This is a genomic window from Streptomyces sp. NBC_01450, from assembly GCF_036227505.1.
Classification (GTDB): domain Bacteria; phylum Actinomycetota; class Actinomycetes; order Streptomycetales; family Streptomycetaceae; genus Streptomyces.
In genome coordinates this window covers 1,924,343-1,940,546 of sequence record NZ_CP109480.1, presented here as the reverse complement: position 1 = coordinate 1,940,546, position 16,204 = coordinate 1,924,343, and the positions used below count along the sequence as shown (strand labels likewise).

15 protein-coding genes and 3 pseudogenes are annotated in these 16,204 nt (G+C 72.1%); 3 read left to right on the top strand and 15 right to left on the bottom strand.

Features of this window, described 5'->3' with window-relative positions:
* Positions 1-27: 27 nt before the first annotated feature.
* From OG568_RS08945 to OG568_RS08905, 9 genes are read right to left on the bottom strand one after another with little or no spacing between them, the layout of a single operon-like run.
* Complete coding sequence (locus tag OG568_RS08945) at positions 28-648, bottom strand: V-type ATP synthase subunit D (protein ID WP_329531022.1); 621 nt, start codon at positions 646-648, stop codon at positions 28-30.
* The gene (locus tag OG568_RS08940; protein ID WP_329531021.1) at positions 645-2,036 is read right to left on the bottom strand and encodes a V-type ATP synthase subunit B; all 1,392 of its coding nucleotides are present in this window, start codon (positions 2,034-2,036) and stop codon (positions 645-647) included. The genes OG568_RS08945 and OG568_RS08940 overlap by 4 nt, the downstream gene beginning before the upstream one ends.
* Complete coding sequence (locus OG568_RS08935) at positions 2,033-3,820, bottom strand: V-type ATP synthase subunit A (RefSeq protein ID WP_329531020.1); 1,788 nt, start codon at positions 3,818-3,820, stop codon at positions 2,033-2,035. The genes OG568_RS08940 and OG568_RS08935 overlap by 4 nt, the downstream gene beginning before the upstream one ends.
* Positions 3,817-4,326 (bottom strand): hypothetical protein, encoded by a 510-nt coding sequence (locus OG568_RS08930; RefSeq protein WP_329531019.1) that lies wholly within the window; start codon positions 4,324-4,326, stop codon positions 3,817-3,819. The genes OG568_RS08935 and OG568_RS08930 overlap by 4 nt, the downstream gene beginning before the upstream one ends.
* Complete coding sequence (locus tag OG568_RS08925) at positions 4,323-4,556, bottom strand: V-type ATP synthase subunit F (protein ID WP_329531018.1); 234 nt, start codon at positions 4,554-4,556, stop codon at positions 4,323-4,325. The genes OG568_RS08930 and OG568_RS08925 overlap by 4 nt, the downstream gene beginning before the upstream one ends.
* Positions 4,553-4,963, bottom strand: coding sequence for an ATP synthase subunit C (locus OG568_RS08920; RefSeq protein WP_181652407.1), 411 nt, complete (start codon positions 4,961-4,963; stop codon positions 4,553-4,555). The genes OG568_RS08925 and OG568_RS08920 overlap by 4 nt, the downstream gene beginning before the upstream one ends.
* Entirely contained in the window at positions 4,948-6,390 is a 1,443-nt protein-coding gene (locus OG568_RS08915) for a V-type ATPase 116kDa subunit family protein (RefSeq protein WP_329531017.1), read from the bottom strand. The genes OG568_RS08920 and OG568_RS08915 overlap by 16 nt, the downstream gene beginning before the upstream one ends.
* On the bottom strand, positions 6,377-7,306 hold the full coding sequence (locus tag OG568_RS08910; RefSeq protein WP_329531016.1) for a hypothetical protein: 930 nt from the start codon (positions 7,304-7,306) through the stop codon (positions 6,377-6,379). The genes OG568_RS08915 and OG568_RS08910 overlap by 14 nt, the downstream gene beginning before the upstream one ends.
* Complete coding sequence (locus OG568_RS08905) at positions 7,303-7,746, bottom strand: hypothetical protein (RefSeq protein ID WP_329531015.1); 444 nt, start codon at positions 7,744-7,746, stop codon at positions 7,303-7,305. The genes OG568_RS08910 and OG568_RS08905 overlap by 4 nt, the downstream gene beginning before the upstream one ends.
* A gap of 166 nt (positions 7,747-7,912) precedes the next feature.
* Between OG568_RS08905 and OG568_RS08900 the strand changes: the two genes are divergently transcribed.
* Complete coding sequence (locus OG568_RS08900) at positions 7,913-8,785, top strand: CBS domain-containing protein (RefSeq protein WP_329531013.1); 873 nt, start codon at positions 7,913-7,915, stop codon at positions 8,783-8,785.
* Here OG568_RS08900 and OG568_RS08895 read toward each other — a convergent pair.
* The 4 genes and pseudogenes from OG568_RS08895 to OG568_RS08880 form a co-directional block, all read right to left on the bottom strand.
* Positions 8,772-9,262: pseudogene (locus OG568_RS08895) on the bottom strand (response regulator transcription factor). The gene OG568_RS08900 and the pseudogene OG568_RS08895 sit on opposite strands and share 14 nt — an antisense overlap.
* A gap of 139 nt (positions 9,263-9,401) precedes the next feature.
* Positions 9,402-10,058 carry a CBS domain-containing protein gene (locus OG568_RS08890; protein ID WP_329531012.1) on the bottom strand — a complete coding sequence of 219 codons (657 nt, stop codon included), beginning with the start codon at positions 10,056-10,058 and terminating at the stop codon, positions 9,402-9,404.
* A gap of 128 nt (positions 10,059-10,186) precedes the next feature.
* Positions 10,187-10,594, bottom strand: a pseudogene (locus OG568_RS08885) (STAS domain-containing protein); the annotation flags it as partial.
* 9 nt (positions 10,595-10,603) lie between these two features.
* Positions 10,604-10,708, bottom strand: a pseudogene (locus OG568_RS08880) (hypothetical protein); the annotation flags it as partial.
* Positions 10,709-11,273: 565 nt separating this feature from the next.
* On the opposite strand from OG568_RS08880, the gene OG568_RS08875 reads away from it, so the two are divergent.
* A complete protein-coding gene (locus tag OG568_RS08875) occupies positions 11,274-11,516 on the top strand; it encodes a hypothetical protein (protein WP_329531011.1) in 243 nt (80 codons plus the stop codon).
* A gap of 265 nt (positions 11,517-11,781) precedes the next feature.
* Here the strand turns inward: OG568_RS08875 and OG568_RS08870 are convergent, their stop codons facing one another.
* Positions 11,782-13,137, bottom strand: a complete 1,356-nt coding sequence (locus OG568_RS08870; RefSeq protein WP_329531010.1) for an MBL fold metallo-hydrolase — start codon at positions 13,135-13,137, stop codon at positions 11,782-11,784.
* A 187-nt stretch (positions 13,138-13,324) separates the two neighbouring features.
* Entirely contained in the window at positions 13,325-13,510 is a 186-nt protein-coding gene (locus OG568_RS08865) for a hypothetical protein (protein WP_329531009.1), read from the bottom strand.
* Positions 13,511-14,004: 494 nt separating this feature from the next.
* On the opposite strand from OG568_RS08865, the gene OG568_RS08860 reads away from it, so the two are divergent.
* The gene (locus OG568_RS08860; protein WP_329531008.1) at positions 14,005-16,098 is read left to right on the top strand and encodes a SpoIIE family protein phosphatase; all 2,094 of its coding nucleotides are present in this window, start codon (positions 14,005-14,007) and stop codon (positions 16,096-16,098) included.
* Positions 16,099-16,204: the final 106 nt, after the last annotated feature.

Here is a 16,204-nt window from a genome sequence, read left to right as displayed (position 1 = left end):
CAACGCTGTGCCCTTTTCGTGGCGCCATCACCGGACCCCCTGCGAGGCGGCCCAGCGGCGTCGCACCGCTTCCTCGTGTTCGGCCTCCTCCAACGCCAGCTCCACCGCGGACAGTTCACGTTGCAACCGGGGGATCCAGTGTCGGTGCAGGGCGCGGGCTCGCCGCCGCGTCCGTTCGGCTTCGGCGGCGAGCAGTTCGGCCGCTGTCCGGTGGGCGGCGTGTTCCGCCGCCGCGCGGACCGCCGCGCGGTAGGCCGTCTCGGCGTGCGCCAGCGCGGTGTTGGGCGGCATCTGTTCCGCGGGGGAGCGGACGGGGGCGGTCCAGGCCACGGCCGCGGGATGGCGTACGCCCATCAGCGCTGCCCACTCGACGTCGATGCGGGCTCGGTCCACGGGCACCGCCTGCGTCAGTGCTCGTTCGCCGCCGAGCAGCACCCCGCGCAGCAGCCAGGTGTCGGCGGCGGCCAGTTCTTCCCGCCACACCGAACCCGCATCCTCCGCAGCCCGTCGTTGCACACGCTCCCGGTCCAGCAGGAGCCGGAGTTTGCGTTCCAGCAGGTCGGCTCCGCGCTGCGCGGTGGCCAGGTTGCGGCGAAGCCGCAACCGCCCGGCCCGTCCCACCGGCACCCGGCGCCCGTGCGTACTCACGGCGACCCCTCGTCCTGCGGCGGGGCATGGGCGTCGAGCAGGTCCGCCGGGATCATGCCGAGCTGGCTGCGCGGCAGGGTCAGCAGAACCTCCCAGGCCCGGTCCAGGGACTCGTCCAATGACCGGTTCTCGTTCGTTCCCTGGGCCAGGAACCGGTGCCGGACGGCGTTCTCCAGGTCGAGGTGGCGCAGGTCGGTCGGGCTGAGTGCCGACCGTCCGATCAGGTCGGCGAGTTCCCGCACCTGCCGGGACCGGGCCAGCGCGGCGATCAGCTGCGCGGCGACGGCCGGATGGTCCGCGCGGGTCCGTCCCGCTCCGGTTCCCTTGCGCATCAGGCGCGACAGCGAGGCCAGCGGATCCACGGGCGGATACGTGCCGGCCGCGTGCACCTCGGCGGACAGCACGATCTGACCCTCCGTGATGTAGCCGGTGAGGTCCGGAACGGGGTGGGTGATGTCGCCCGCCGGCATGGTGAGCACCGGCAGGACGGTCACCGACCCCGGGCGGCCCCTGATCCTGCCGCAGCGTTCGTAAAGGGACGCGAGGTCGCTGTAGAGGTAGCCCGGGTACGCCCGGCGGGCCGGTATCTCGCCCCGCGCGGCGGACACCTCGCGCAGGGCCTCCGAATAGGCCGTTATATCCGTCATCACCACCAGGACGTGACGGCCCTCGGTGAACGCCAGGTGCTCGGCGACGGTCAGCGCGAGGCGCGGCGTCAGCAGCCGTTCGATCACCGGGTCGTCCGCGGTGTTGAGGAACAGGACCAGTTCTCGTGCGGCGGAGCGGGCGGCCAGTCCGTCACGGACGAACGCCGTGTCCGCGTGGGTGAGCCCCATACCGGCGAACACGACGGCGAACGCCTCGCCGCCGCACGTCGCCTGGGCCGCGATCTGCACCGCCAGTTCCAGGTGTGGCAGCCCGGCCACCGAGAACACCGGCAGTTTCTGTCCCCGCACCAGCGTGGTGAGCACGTCCACGGCGCCTACGCCGGTCAGCACCGGCTCGTTCGGGGGTTCCCGCCGTACCGGATTGATCGGCGTGCCGCCCACCGGCACGGACGCGCTGCCCAGCACCGGCGGCCCGCCGTCGGCCGGTTCGCCCCGCCCGTTGCACACCCTCCCCAGCCATCCGCTTCCGGCCGGGATCCGCAGTGGCGTGCCCGAGAACGCGACGCGGGTGCCTGCGCGGTTCATGCCGGCCGTGTCCTCCAGGACCTGCACCACCGCAAGGTCGCGGTCCACCTCCAGGACCAGTCCGTGCCGTCGTTCTCCGAAGTCGAGGACGATCGTGGCGAACTCGTCCCAGCCCACCCCGCTCACGCCTTCGACGACCACGAGCGGGCCGCGCAGTTCCCGCACGCCGGTGTACTCGATGTCCGCGCTGTTCATGCCGCGTCCTTGAGCCGGGCCAGCACGGTGTCGCGGGCCGCCGCCACGGGAGCGGTCTCCGCGGGGCCCGCGGTCTCACGGGCCCGCAGCAGCGGGGTGAAGTCGACCGCCTCGACTGCGTCCGCCGGGGCACCGGAGTCCACCAGCTCCAGACAGCGGTCGATCACTGCCAGCACGGCCTCCACGAGGGCCGCGGTCTTCTCGGGGGCGCTGTAGGCGTCCGCCGGCGACAGTGCGCTCTGCTGGATCACGGCTTCGCGCAGCAGCCGTCCCGCGAGCACGCTGATCCGCTCCCGCGGCGGCAGGGCCGTGATGCCGACCAGTTCGACAAGATCGGCCAGCCGGTCGGCCTCGGCCAGCAGCCGCGTCACTCGCCCGTGCCTCTCGGTCCACTCGGGGTCGCCGGCCCGCGCGTGCGCGGCGGCCAGCGCGGCGGTGTCCCGCGAGAAGGAGTCCGCCCAGGAGACGGCCGGATAGTGCCGTGCGTAGGCGAGGTCGCGGTCCAGGCTCCACAGGCACCGCACGAACCGTTCGGTGTGCGCGGTGACCGGCTCGGTGCGGTCGCCACCCGGCGGGGACACGGCGCCGATCACCGTGACGGAGCCACGGGCGTTGCCGAGGGTGCGCACCGCGGCGGCCCGTTCATAGAACGCGGCCAGTTGGGAGGCGAGCCCCGCCGGATAGCCTTCCTCGGCAGGGAGTTCGCCCATGCGGGAGGCGAACTCGCGCAGTGCTTCCGCCCAGCGGGAGGTCGAGTCGGCGATCAGGACGACGTCGAGGCCCATGTCGCGGAAGTACTCGGCGACCGTCGCACCCGTGTGCACGCTCGATTCGCGGGCCATCATCGGCATGTTGGAGGTGTTCGCGATCGTCACGGTCCGATCCGCCAGACGGCCTCCGGTACGGGGATCAGTCAGCTCTGACAGCTCCTCGATGACGTCCGCCATCTCGTTGCCGCGCTCGCCGCAGCCGACGTAGACGATCACGTCGGTGTCGCACCACTTGGCGATCTGTTGCAGCAGCATGGTCTTGCCGGTCCCGAAGCCGCCCGGTACGGCGACCGTGCTGCCGCGGGCCACCGGGAAGAGCAGGTCGACGGCCCGCTGCCCGGTGTTCAGTGGCATGTCGGCCGGCAGCCGCCGCGCGACCGGTCGCGGCCTGCGCACGGGCCAGGACTGCGCCATCCGCACCTCGTGTCCGCCCACCACGGAGAGCACGGCGTCGGCGGAGTACTCGCCCGCCGCTGCGACCCGGGTCACCTCGCCCGAGCGGTCCGGAGGCACCAGGAGCCGCATGGGCACGCTCGCAGCGATCTCCCCGAGGACGTCCCCGCCCGCGATCCGCGCTCCCTCGGCCACCCCTGGTGTGAACGACCAGCTGCGCGCTTCCGGTGCCTTGCTCGGCTCGCCTGTCGTGAGATGGGCGCCGGCGCCGACCAGGGGGCGCAGCAGACCGTCGTACACGCCGCCGAGCAGATCCGGGGCCAGGCGTACCGACAGCGGTCGGCCTTGGGGCTCCGCCGGATGTCCCGGGCTCAGTCCACCTGTGTACTCGTACGCCTGGACGGTGGCCGTGTCGCCGTGGATGGCGACCACCTCGCCCGGCAGCCGGGCGGCGCCGAGCACGACCATGTCGTGCATGGCGACCGAGGGGGGGCAGACGATCTCCACCAGGGGGCCGGTGACCCGGAGAATCCGTGAGCGGGACGCGTCGTCAGCCTGGGGGCCTGCCGGACCGGCGCACGTGGCCTGCCGGCCTGCTCCCGAACTGCTGGGTGTGGTCACTGCGGCCTCCACAGCGTCTCGGCCTGCGCACCCAGCCGCTCCAGGGCACGGTCGGCGAGGGCGTCAGCCGACAGATCGACCCGTCGGCCGGGCACCTCGGCCATCACTCCACCCTCCGCTGCAGCGGTGACCCGCGCCTGTGTTCCCAGCAGCGCCCGTGCCGCCTCGGCGAGTCGGGCCTGCGGTACGGCACCCTCCGCCATCGCTCTGCGCACGCCTGTGCGGACTGCGGCCCTGAGTTCGGCGTAGACCTCGGAGCGAGCCGCGAGTTCCGCCGCCCAGGCGTCCTGCACCGCTCGCACTCGTTCCCGGGCCGCCTCGGCGGCGCCGTCGGCCTCGCCGAGCTCCCGGGCTTGCGCGAGCACCTCGTCAGCAGTACCGCGTGCCGCGTGCAGGCTTTCCTCCGCGTCGGCCCGCGCTCGTTCCCGGACGGCGTCGGCCGATGCCCGTGCCGCGCGCAGCAACTCGGCGCGCACGGGGTCCAGTGCGTCCGTGGACGCGGTCATGAGGGCATCACCACGGTCAGCGGCCGGGAAGGGCCGGGCGCGATTGCCTCGGCTCCCAGCGCTTGGGCGGCCTCGGCCGTGAGGATCACGAGGCCGACCGTGCCCGGGAGCGTCCGCCAGGTGTGGCGGACGGCGTCCGGATCGTCCGCGACACGCACGTCGACCCCTGCCAGGGCCAGACCGCACACGCTGGTCCGTGCCCCGATGGCGGCCACGGTGCCCCTCGTCATGCCTTTCCGATCAGCAGGATCGCTACTACCAGCCCGTACACGGCGATGCCCTCCGCCAGACCGACGATCACCATCGCCCGGCCGAACATCTCGGGTCGCTCGCTCAGTGCTGCCAGCGCTGCGGCGCCGGTGTAGGCGACGGCGATCGCTGCCCCGATCGAGGCTCCCGCCACCGCGATGGCGGCCCCGATCAGAGCAGATCCGTTGACTCCGCCGGACGTGGCGGGTGCCGACGCCTGTGCGGGGCCCGCGAGTGCCGTGGCCAGTACCACACAGGCGCCGCCGAGGAGGGCCAGGTTCGTGGCCAGGAGCCAGCGGAAGGCGTGTCTGGCCCGGCGCCGCCGCAGCAGCCGCACGGCGCCGAGCACCGCGGCCAGGACCGGCAGGATGATCAGCCAGGTGAGCATGGGATCACCTTCGTAGTGCTGTCGGCAGGTTCCGCCGAGGGAACGTGCCACGGGCGGAACGGACGGCCCTCCGCCTCGAAGAGCCGGGAGAACAGTTCGTAGAACTCCAGCCGTAGGGCCTGCACACCGGCCACCAGGGCCTCCAGGCCGAACGAGAGGGCCGTGCCCGCGGCGAACAGCAGCACTGCCCCCGCGACTCCGGCGCCACCGTGCCCGGCCAGGCCGGTGGTGCCGCGCCACACCAGGTCGGCGAGCGCGGCGTGGGTAAGGCCGAAGGCCGCGAGCCGGGCGAACGACAGGGTGTTGGTGCCCGTGCGCACGACTACGTCGAACAGCTGTACGGCCGTCTCGGCGCATCCGGCACCGCCGCCCGCCGTGGCCCGGAACATGGCGAGGGCCACCAGCGTCAGCCCGACGACGGCGAGCGTGGCCCCGGCGACGGCCGCGGGCGGCCGGTGCAGGAGCAGGCCCGCCACTGCCAGAGCGAGCCCCAGGTAGAACATCAGCCCGGCACAGCCCGACGCCGCGTACAGCGCCGTGCCCCAGCCGCCCTCACGAACGCGGTTGACTGCGCCGGCGGCGTGCGCGACGGCCAGCAGTCCCGCCCCGAAGACCACGGCGGCGGCCAGCAGGCGGGCAGGACTGTCCAATGGGCTCAGCCACAGCACCGGCAGCAGCCCGGTGGGGCCGAAGAACTCCCCGTAGGCGGCGCCCGCGAGCATGGAGGCGACTCCCGCGCCCGCCAGGAAGGGCCACAGCCGGCCCAACCGGGCGAATCGGCGGGGCCACCCGAGGCGGAGCGCGAGCGCTCCGAGCACCAGCAGCGCCCCGTGCCCCACGTCACCGAACATGATCCCGAACATCGCTACGTAGGCGAGGCCCGCCGGCCACGAGGGGTCGAGGTCCGCATAGGCCGGTGTGCCGTACGTCGTCACCAGCGGCGCGAAGGAGACGGCCCCGCCCGGCCGCAGCAGCGTCGGTGGATCGGTGCCGCGCGGGGACGGCAGTGGCACCAGTGCGCCGCCTGCGGCGGCCAGCCGGCCCGCGACGCGAGGCATCTCGGCGGCCGGGCACCACCCGGCCAGCGCGGCCACCTCTCCATGCCGTACGGCGCCCTCCGCGCGCTCCTGCAACTGAGCCTCGCCCGCCAACAATTCGACATCGCGACGCTCTTCGAGCAGGTCGAGGTCGGGTGCGGCGATGGCCAGGACGGCCGAAGTGGTGCTCTCGGGCCCGGCCGTCGTGACACGCCCCTGCAGCCGCCGCAGCCGCACCGCCGCCGCGCCCGGAGCCGCCTCCTCGGCACGGTCCAGCTCCACGCACCCCTCCTCGGCGATCCGTACCAGAGCGTCCCGCAGGGCCACCTGCGGCACGATCACCGCCACCCGGCGCATCCGGACCGGCGTCCATGCCTCAGACCAGGACATCGAACACCTCCCCGGACCGTCCGCCACGCGCCGCCGACTCCAGCGCCGCCCGCACTCGCCAGGCGTCCACGGACAGCACCGCGACCGCACCCACGACCACCCGGGGCCCGTACCGGCCCTCGCGCAGCATCGCCGCGCCGTCGGCCTGAACCGTCCGCCACCAGCGGGCCTCGGCCTTCCACAGCGCGCCCGCTTCCTCGATGTCCGCCAGGACCCAACCGGCCGCCGCGGGAAGACGCTCGCGAAACTCCTGGTACGAGGTGGCGGCCGACGCCCGCGCCCCGAGCAGTCGTGCCGCGTCACGCCGCGCGGGCCCCTGCAGAGGGCGCTGGTACACGAACAGTTCACGAGCCGTCAGCAGGACGGCGCGTCCCTGGGCCCAGCGACGCGCGGGCGGTACGGCGACGGCGGTGCGGCGTGCGGCGGCCATCCTCATGCCCGTGATCAGGGCCCACGGCGTGTTGCCACCCGGATCGCCCCAGGGCGAGGCGATGAGCGCCGCCCGCACTTCCGCAGGTGTCCCGGCACGCTCCAGCGTCCGCCAGGCAGTCTCCAGCGCGCCGAGCCGGTACGGTTCCGGGGCCTCCGCGCGGCGACCGTCCGGCGCGCGCAGCCGAGAGGCCACGTTGGCGATCTCGAACCCCGCAACCAGCGGAACGAGCAAGCGGGCACCACCCCGGGGCAGCCAGCCGGCCAGCACCCGCAGATGCCACAGCAGCGTGGCGGTCACCGCCCGCTGAGCCTCGGGCAGACCGACCGCCGTCCGTGCATATCTCGAGTACGGGGTCGCAGCCAGGCAGCGCAGGGCGTCGTCCAACGTGCCACACCCGGCGATCTCCCGCGCCCCACTGGCACCCGGGTAGCGGCCGACGAGGGCCTTGGCCCGTACCGCCCCGGCGACCCAACCGGCACTCATGGCGCTTCGCCTTCGCCGGGGCCCCCTGCCAGGCGCAGCGCGTCGGTCACCGCTCGGTCCACCAGATCCGGCAAGCGCTCCGCGGCCCGCTCCCGGACGGCCGAAGCGGTACGGCCCCCGGCGAGGCGCAGGGCCTCCGCCTCCCGCCGCGCCTCCCGGAGGACGGGTTCCGCGGCCTGTCGGCGGATCTCGGGAGCACGCTCGCGGGCGGCCGCCACGAGCTCTGTCGCCTGCCGCACGGCGTCCTGCCGCACGGCGGCGGCCGCCTCGTCCGCCGCCGCCCGGATCCGTTCCGCCTCCTGCTGCACATCCGTCAGCTGTGCGAGGGCGGGCTCCAGTTCCGCGGCCCGTTCTGCCGTACGGTCGGCGGGCACGCCAGTGGCGGACGCTCCAGGCGTCCCCACCGGACGGAACCGCTCCAGGAAGTCCCGCAGGCTCATCGGCGGCCTCCTGCCGGTCGGCTGCTCTCTCAGTCTCACCGTTCTCCTTCCGCCCCGCACCGGATAGGGCCGTAACGCCGTCGATCAGGGCCGTTCGGCTCTTGGCGACGGCGGCCCGAGCGAAAGACTGGGACGGTAGGCAACTCGACGGAGTCCGGAGGCGGCCGTGAACGACCACGAGAACTTCTCCGCGGAGGCCGAGGCCCGGCAGGACCTGCCCTCCCAACCCTGGAGCCCCGGCGAGGCGGGCCGACAGGACATGCTGATTCGCTACCTGGGAGCCGTGGCCACCGCCGCGGCCGAACACGCACATGCCGAAGCGCAGGCCCCTGCACGCGGCACCGCCCGCCCGGCGACGCCGGCCGCCTCGCCCTCGCGACAACCTTCGCCGCCAGAGGCCGGGGTCCCGCTGGTGAGGGACGTGATGGACGTACCCGCTGCCTCCCTGCGCGACGACCTGCCGTACCGCGACATCGCCCGTCTGCTGGCGCGTGAGCAGGTCGGCGCCCTCCCGGTCGTGGACGGCGAGGGCCACGTGGTCGGCGTCGTCTCGGAGTCCGACCTGCTGGCGAAGGTGGCCTTCGAGGCTTCAGGCCATCGGCCCGGACGCATCGGAAGGCTGCGCGAGCGACGGATCTACAGCAAGGCCCGCGGTGAGACGGCCGCCGACCTGATGACGAGCCCCGCGGTCACGGTGCTCCCGGGCGCGACCGTCGCCGAGGCCGCCTGGCTGGCCGCACTCTCCCGGCTCAAGCGGCTGCCGGTCACCGATGGCTTGGGCCGCCTGGTCGGAGTCGTGCCCCGCGACGCGCTGCTCCAGGCCCTCATCAGGGACGACGCAGGGATACGGGCAGAGGTCGAGGCCAGGATGGAGGCCTGTTGCCCGCCGGAAGACCGAGCCACGGTGGAGGTGGCCGTCCACGACGGCATCGTGGAGCTGACGGGACGGATGCCGTCGGCCACCACGGCCCGGCTGGTGGCGGAGGTGGAAGACATCGCCGATGTCGTCGAGGTGAAGAACCTCCTCACCGCCGCCTGACCCAGGGTTCTTGATCGCGATCAATGCCCTGAGTGGTCCCCGGCCTCCTGCTGGTCGATGTGGGAGCGAGAACCGCGGCCTGGACCCGGCGCTGGACGCCCAGCTCGGCCAGCAGCCGGGAGATGTGGTTCTTGACGGTCTTCTCCGACAGGTACAGCTTCCTGCCGACCTCGCGGTTGGTCAGGCCGTCGCCGATCAGGGCGAGGATGTCCCGTTCCCGGGGCGACAGACTCGTCAGCTCGGGCGGCAGCGACGGTGTCCCGGCCGGCTCTGCACGCAGCGACCGCATGAGTTGACCTGTTGTGACCGGGTCGAGCATCGATTGTCGGCGTGTTCGGCGGTGTCGGCGTCGCCGACGACGGAGATGTCCGGTTCGGCGTTGAGTAGGTCGGTCAGGCCGCGTCGTACGACCTCGTGGTCGTCGAGCAGGAACACCCGGATCGGGTTCTGTTCCGTGAAGGCGCCTGTCTCGGTCATGATCACCCCTCGGTCCCCGGGCAAGGACAGACTGCGAGCTGTCCATGAAGGCGATCGTCACCCGCAGTTGCCGAACGCACTAGGGCAGTCTGGGCCTCACTCACCCGGTGACGGGCCTCCTAGGATGAGTGCGCACCGCCTACCGCACAGCGGCTCCCCGAGTGAGGTCGCACTCCACGTTCACCACTCCTTCTACGGCCCGCACCAGGCGAGCGGCCACGGGGATCAGGGCGGAGTCGCGGACCTTGCCTGTCAGGGTGGCCACTCCGTCGTGCACCTCCACCTGGATGACTGAGGACGACAGGGGGAAGAGGTTCGCCACAATGTCGCGCCGGACCTCCTCGGCGATGTCCTCGTCGTCGCGCAGGAAGACCTTGAGCAGGTCGGCGCGGCTGATCACGCCCTCCAGCAGACCGGACTCGTCGACCACGGGCAGCCGCTTGACCCTTTCGCGAGCCATGATTCGCGCGGCCTCGGCCAGGATGGCGTTCGCCCGGACGGTGATTGCGGGCGAGGACATCAGATCCCCCGCGGTCAGTGCGCCGACCTTCGCCACGTCGGCGGGGCGGCGCAGCAGTACGTAGCCCTCCTCGGGGCTGTCCCGGAGTTCCTCCGTGGGCAGCAGGTCGGCTTCCGAGACGACGCCGACGACCCGGCCCTCGCCTTCGAGCACGGGCAAGGCGCTGACCTGCCAGTCCTGCATCATCCCGACGATCACCTTGAACGAGGCCCACCGGCCGACGGAGGCGACCGTGTGGGTCATGACATCGCTGACGATGTGCGGGGTGCCGTACATGATGACTCCCTATGGTCGTCGGTGAGCGGTCCTGCCGCTTCCAGCCTGCGCCGGTACGAAAGGGTGGGAAAGGGGCCCCTCGGCCCTCGGACGAGCCGTTCGGCCTCCCGTCGGCCCGGCACGAGAATTCACCGGTCGCGGCACCAGGCCCGGTACGCGGCCACCACGGTGGGCAGCGTCGGGAAGATGCGGTCGGCGCCGACGGAGCCCGCGAGGCCGTACGCCCGCAGGTTGTCCTGCAAATCCTGCTTGACCCGAGCCGGGGCGAACACGATGCCGCGGGACGTCAGCTCCCGGCGAAGGTCGTCCACGGCGTCCAGGGCGGTGATGTCGACCTCCACGTTGGCCTCGGTATTCAGAACGAACCAGCGAACCGGCTTCGTCTGTTCGTCGACCGCGGCCAGTGCCCGGCGCCGGAAGTCCTCCGCGTTGGCGAAGAACAGGGGCGAGTCGTAGCGGTACACGAGCAGACCGGGGACGGTGCGCGCCTGCGGGTAGTCGTCGACGTCGTGCATGCCCGCGAGCGCCGGAAGAATCGCCCAGAGTCCGGCGACCGGCGGCAGACCGGCCACACCCGCGTACGCCATGACCTGCGGCACGAGGTACGCGGCCACCGTGACCGCGCGGGAGGGCGCGGCGGCGCCGACCATCGGTGGCCTGAGCGGCGATGTCGGCGCGAAGACCGGGGATCTTGCTTGGAACGGTTCGCGTCCGCCCTTAGCTGCGGAAGACCTTGCCCTCGACCTGAAGGGTGTGGCGGCGATCGCGGTGACCATCGCCGCCCGCCGCGCCCAGCAGCGGGGCTGGACGATCGGCTTCGCGGTCGTTCCCAGAGGCACTGCGCAGACTGCACCCGCGAGTCCTGGTCAGGAACCTGGTGCCATCAGGGTGAAGACGATCACCATGGGGCGGACGGCGCGCGAGGCCGAACCCGACCGCTCCCGCCGCCCAAAGGTCGACGTCGGGCGGCGTACGTCTCGACGGTCTTCTCCGCCGTCGCGCGCTCCCCCGCGCAACGTCATGGGCCTGCACAGCCCGACGTCCGCGAGACGATCCCCGCGATCGACAGGTGGCTCGGGGCCACGCCGCGGAGCCCGCTAACGATCAGCTTCTGGCCGTCTCCTGTTGAGCTGCCCTCGCCGACCTGCACCACGGCACCCGCGTCACCCTCGATGGCGTCCTGGCCCAGGTCGTCCTTTGCCTCCAGGAAGGTCTGTGGGGCCGGTCCACGCCCGCGATCGTGGGGCCGAGTGGATCGGCCCCACGCCCACCGACAGCGCGGCGGTCGCCGCGGCCAGTGCCGCCGTGGGGTGCTATCGCCGTATGCATGGCGTTCCTTCCCGGTGGTGCGCCCAGCGGCGGACCGACGTCGCCCTGCACCGGCCGCGCACCGCCGAGGAACTCACCGACACCGTGCACGCCGTCGGCACCGAGGCGGCATCGCCCCGCGCATCGTGATCGCCGCCGTCCAGCGCGGCCACCGCGACGAGGCACTGCGCGACTCCTCGCCTGACGAGCGCCATGGTGAGGGCGACGGTCAGCATCAGGCGTGCGACGACCGGCAGGCCAGCTGGTCGAGCATGCGGTTGAGGGTGTGCCCGAGGCGGGCTGCTGGTGCGCGGTCAGGTCCTCGTCCAGCTGACCGTCCAGGGCGGTTTCGACCCGCAAGTGGGACATCACTCAACCTCTCGGAAAGTTCTGCCGGTTGTCCGAACTCGTCGGCTCAGCTGATGACGACGGTCAGTCCGGCGTCCGCGGCGGCATCGAAGCCGTCGTCGATGGCCACGACGTCGCGCCCTGCGGCGTCCAGCAACGAGGCAGCGATTCCGGCCCGCATCCCGCCGGCGCAGTGCACCCAGACGGTGCCCGCCGGCACCTCGCCGAGCCGTTTGTGCAGCCGGTGGATCGGGGTGTGGACGGAGCTCTCGATGTAGCCGGTGGCTCGTTCGGAGTCGCGCCGTACGTCCAGGACGACGATGTCGTCCGTGCCGTGTTCGGCCAGGCCCGCGAACGTGGAGCGCGGGAAGGATGCGGGGCTGTCACCCTCGGGCACCCATTCCTGCGGTGTGCCGGTCGCGGCGGCGGGCCGGTCGATGCCGACCCGGACGAGTTCGCGCTGGGCGGCGGCCAGTTGCTCGTGGGACTCGGCGAGCAAGGTCACGGGCTTGCCCCACGGGATCATCCACGCGAGGTACGTGGCGATCTTGCCGTCGGTCTCGAAGTTGAAGGACCCCGCGACGTGGCCCTCGGCGAACGCGACCCGGTTGCGCAGGTCCACGACCCACTCGCCGGCCGCGAGGCGGGCGGCGATCTCGTCGGCGTCCGCTACAGCCGGCGGGGTCAGGTCCAGCGGAGCCGGGCCCGCGGCATTGGCCGGACCCATGTGCGTGTAGTACGCGGGGATGTCGTCGAGCTCGGCGAGCAGCCGCGCGACGAAGGAGTCCACGTCGGTGGTCAGCGCCGTGTTGGCGGACTTCTCCTTGCCGATGGTGGTGGCGTCCCCCTCGGCCTGCGCCGAGGAGCAGAAGCTGCCGAAGCCGTGCGTGGGCAGCACGGACGTCTCGTCCGGCAGCTCGGAAGCCAGGCGGTGCGCGGTGGCGTGCTGAGCGCGGGCCAGCTCCTCGGTCAGCCGCGGCTCGACCAGGTCCGGCCTGCCCACCGTGCCGATCAGCAGCGATCCGCCGGTGAACGCCGCCACCGGCTGCCCCTGCTTCTGCAGGACGTAGGAGGTGTGGTGCGGGGTGTGGCCGGGTGTGGCAACGGCACGCACCTCCAGCCCGCTGTCGATGGTGACAATGTCGCCGTCGGCCACCGGCACCCGCGCGAACGAAACCCGCGCCGTTGCCGGGACGAGGTAGGCGGCTCCGGTCACCCGGGCCAGCTCCAGACCACCGGTGACGTAGTCGTTGTGGACGTGGGTCTCCACCACATGCGAGATCCGCACCCCGCGACGCGCGGCCACCGCCAGTACTTGGTCGAAGTCGCGCGGCGGATCGACGGCCACGGCCGTTTGCCGGCCGCCGGCAAGGTAGCTGCGGTTGCCGAGGCCCTCGAGGTCAATGGTGTCGATGAAGAACACGACGTTTCCTTCCCGTCGGAATTACCCCCTGGGGTATGCATGGACCATGACATGAATACCCCAGGGGGTATTCCAGGTGCCTGACTCCGCGGCGGGCTTCGGCTGCCGTTCGCAGTGGTGCGCCTCGCCGCGTGTGCCGGGCGTGTGGCAGACCGGCCCGGGTCGGGGGGAAGTCCGGGCCGGTCGATCAAGGGCGGCCGGTCAGAGGCGGCCGGTCGGCATCGCGCCGTTCCTTGAAGGTGTCGATCAGCGGGAAGGTGGGCGAGGGCTTCGGCTCGTAGTCGAACTCGGCCAGGAGCATTCGGTCGCGGGCGGTCACCAGCGGGCATGAGGTGTAGCCGTCGTACCGGCGCGTCGGGTTCTTCCCGTTCATCACGTCGAGCGGATTGGCGGCCGCCGGAGCTTGAGGCCGTGAGGCGGATGGTTGCGTCCTTACGCCGGTGCCTGTGTTGCCGGTGCGAACCGGTCTTGGCGGGGGTGCATCGAAGAGTCGCGCCGGTGCGCGCCGGGTGCTTCTCGGTGTGGGTCACAGCTTTGGGCGGGCCGCTCCGCGCGCAGGTGGCCGACTGCTCATATACCCCCAGGGGTTTAGCGTCGGCGAGGCTATGACGGCCTGGAGGGTGGCAGTCGAATACCCCTACTGGTACTTGCCTGTCAGGCAACTCCTCTGCCGCGGCCGAGGCCGATACGGCCTCGGCCGGGCCGCTCGCCCGCACGGCTGTTGGCCGGCATGTGCGGGTCGGTGGTGGCCGACGGGGGGCTGTACCCGTGCTCGCCGGGCGATCTGCGGAGGCGAGAAAAGAGCGGTAGACAGGAGGCAGGACTGTGAGGGTGGGGTATCCATAACCGGACCGTGGAGGGCTGATCGTGTCCACGCCTATGGAGCATCCGTCTCGGCGCGTGGGGGACGCCATGGTGGAGGAGGCGTTCACGCAATGCCATGTGCCGGTGGCGATCTGTGACGCCGAGCTGCGGATCCTCCGGGCAAGCAGCGGTATGACCCATGAGGCCGGCCTGACCGAAGACCAGATGCGCGGTCGGCGGTTCACGCAGTTCATGCCCGGCACCGCCTACGAAGAGGTGGAAGGCGGGATATGCCGGGTGTTCAAAACGGGCGTAGCCGAGCACCTGGAGGTGTACGCCGACGCCAGGGCCGAGCCTGGTGAGCAGGTCTGGTCGGTGACTCTGTCCCCGCTGAGGAACGCGGCCGGCCAGGTGCATCGCGTGCAGTTCACCGCGGTGGACACCACCGCGGAGTACGGGGCCCGGGAACGCCTCGCCCTGCTGAACGAGGTCAGCGCCCGGGTGGGCAGCACACTGGATGTGGCGCAGACCGCTCAGGAGATGGTCGATGCGGTGGCAGGCCGGCTGGCCGACTTCGTCACCGTCGACCTGCTGGACTCGCTTTTCCGCGGCGTGGAGCCCAGGCCGTCCGGCGAGGGCGTGGCTCTTCTCCGCGCTGCACACCAGTCGGTCCTGCCGGGCGTCCCCGAGTCGGTGATCAGGGTCGGCGAGGTGGACTACTACCCGCAGTCCTCGCCGCCCGCCCGCGTCATGGCCACCGGCCGGTCCTCTCTCCACCGCACCTTGGACCGGGCGATCGAACGATGGGCGACGGGCGACCCGCAGCGGGCCCGGGTGGTCCACGCCCACGGGGTCCACTCCGTGATGGTGGTGCCGCTCAGTGCCCGCGACATCACCCTGGGTGTGGCCGTGCTTGTCCGCCATCAGCGCCGGGCGCCCTTCACGGAGGACGACCTGCTCCTCGCCGAGGAAATCGCGGCACGCGCCGCGGTGGCCGTCGACAACGCCCGCCGCTACACCCGTGAGCGCACCACCGCCGAGGCCCTGCAACGGAGCCTGCTTCCACAGCAGTTGGCGGAGCAAGAGGCGGTGCAGGTGGCTTGCCGCTACCTTCCCGCCCGCTCCCGTGCCGGGGTGGGCGGTGACTGGTTCGACGTGATTCCGCTGTCCGGCGCCCGGGTGGCCCTGGTCGTCGGAGATGTGGTGGGCCACGGGCTGCGTGCGTCCGCCACCATGGGGCGGCTACGGACCGCGGTGCGCACGCTGGCCGATGTCGACCTGCCCCCCGACGAACTCCTTGTTCACCTGGACGACCTGGTCACCCACCTCACGGCGGAGGAGGACACGGCCATCGATCCGGGACTGGAGACCGTCACCGATCTCGTCGCCACATGTGTGTACGTGGTCTATGACCCGATCTCGCACCGCTGCACCGTCGCCAGCGCCGGACATCCCCCGCCCGCAGTGGTCACGCCGGACGGCACCGTCGACTTCCTCGACGTCCCGCCCGGTCCCCCGCTGGGAGTGGGCGGGCTGCCTTTCGAGGTCACTGAGCGGGAGCTGCCCGAAGGCAGTCTGCTCGCGCTGTACACCGACGGCCTGGCAGAAGCCTGCGGCCGAGACATCGATGCGGGACTCGAACAGTTGCGAAGGGCCTTGACCGGCCCTGCCGACCAGCCGGAGGAGGTGTGCGAAGCCGTTCTGGACAGTCTGCTCCACGGCCAGCCCACGGACGACATCGCCCTGCTCATCGCCCGCACCCGCGCTCTGGACTCCAGGCAGGTTGCCACCTGGGACCTGGCCGGCGACCCTGCGGCCGTGGCCGGTACCCGTGCCGAGGTCGCTCGCCGGCTTGCCGCCTGGGGGCTGGAAGAGATCGCCTTCACCGTCGAGCTGGTGGTCAGCGAGCTGGTCACCAACGCCATTCGCTACGGAGGCCCGCCTATCCAGCTGCGCGTCATCCGCGACACCGCGGTCATCTGCGAGGTGTCCGACAGCAGCAGTGCCGCCCCCCATCTGCGGCGGGCCCGGATCTTCGACGAGGGCGGGCGTGGTCTGCTGCTGGTCGCCCAGCTCGCCCGGCGTTGGGGGACCCGTCACAAGGCCGCCGGCAAGACCATCTGGGCGGAAGTCGCCCTTCCCGAAGGGCAGCCGTAACAGCGCGGAGACGGTTGTTCGCCCGCTACGTGCTCGCCTGCACCACCGGCCCGGGCCTGGATCGAGACGCTGCGCATCGACCACGCCAACCACTTCCTCAGTTTGC

Bases quoted from the DNA above. Each gene is read 5' to 3' on its own strand.
- OG568_RS08910 (WP_329531016.1), bottom strand. From the start codon at position 7,306: ATGAGTGCCGGTTGGGTCGCCGGGGCGGTACGGGCCAAGGCCCTCGTC.
- OG568_RS08865 (WP_329531009.1), bottom strand. From the start codon at position 13,510: ATGAACGGGAAGAACCCGACGCGCCGGTACGACGGCTACACCTCATGC.
- OG568_RS08940 (WP_329531021.1), bottom strand. From the start codon at position 2,036: ATGAACAGCGCGGACATCGAGTACACCGGCGTGCGGGAACTGCGCGGC.
- OG568_RS08920 (WP_181652407.1), bottom strand. From the start codon at position 4,963: ATGCTCACCTGGCTGATCATCCTGCCGGTCCTGGCCGCGGTGCTCGGC.
- OG568_RS08890 (WP_329531012.1), bottom strand. From the start codon at position 10,058: ATGTACGGCACCCCGCACATCGTCAGCGATGTCATGACCCACACGGTC.
- OG568_RS08925 (WP_329531018.1), bottom strand. From the start codon at position 4,556: ATGACGAGGGGCACCGTGGCCGCCATCGGGGCACGGACCAGCGTGTGC.
- OG568_RS08905 (WP_329531015.1), bottom strand. From the start codon at position 7,746: ATGAGCCTGCGGGACTTCCTGGAGCGGTTCCGTCCGGTGGGGACGCCT.
- OG568_RS08930 (WP_329531019.1), bottom strand. From the start codon at position 4,326: ATGACCGCGTCCACGGACGCACTGGACCCCGTGCGCGCCGAGTTGCTG.
- OG568_RS08915 (WP_329531017.1), bottom strand. From the start codon at position 6,390: ATGTCCTGGTCTGAGGCATGGACGCCGGTCCGGATGCGCCGGGTGGCG.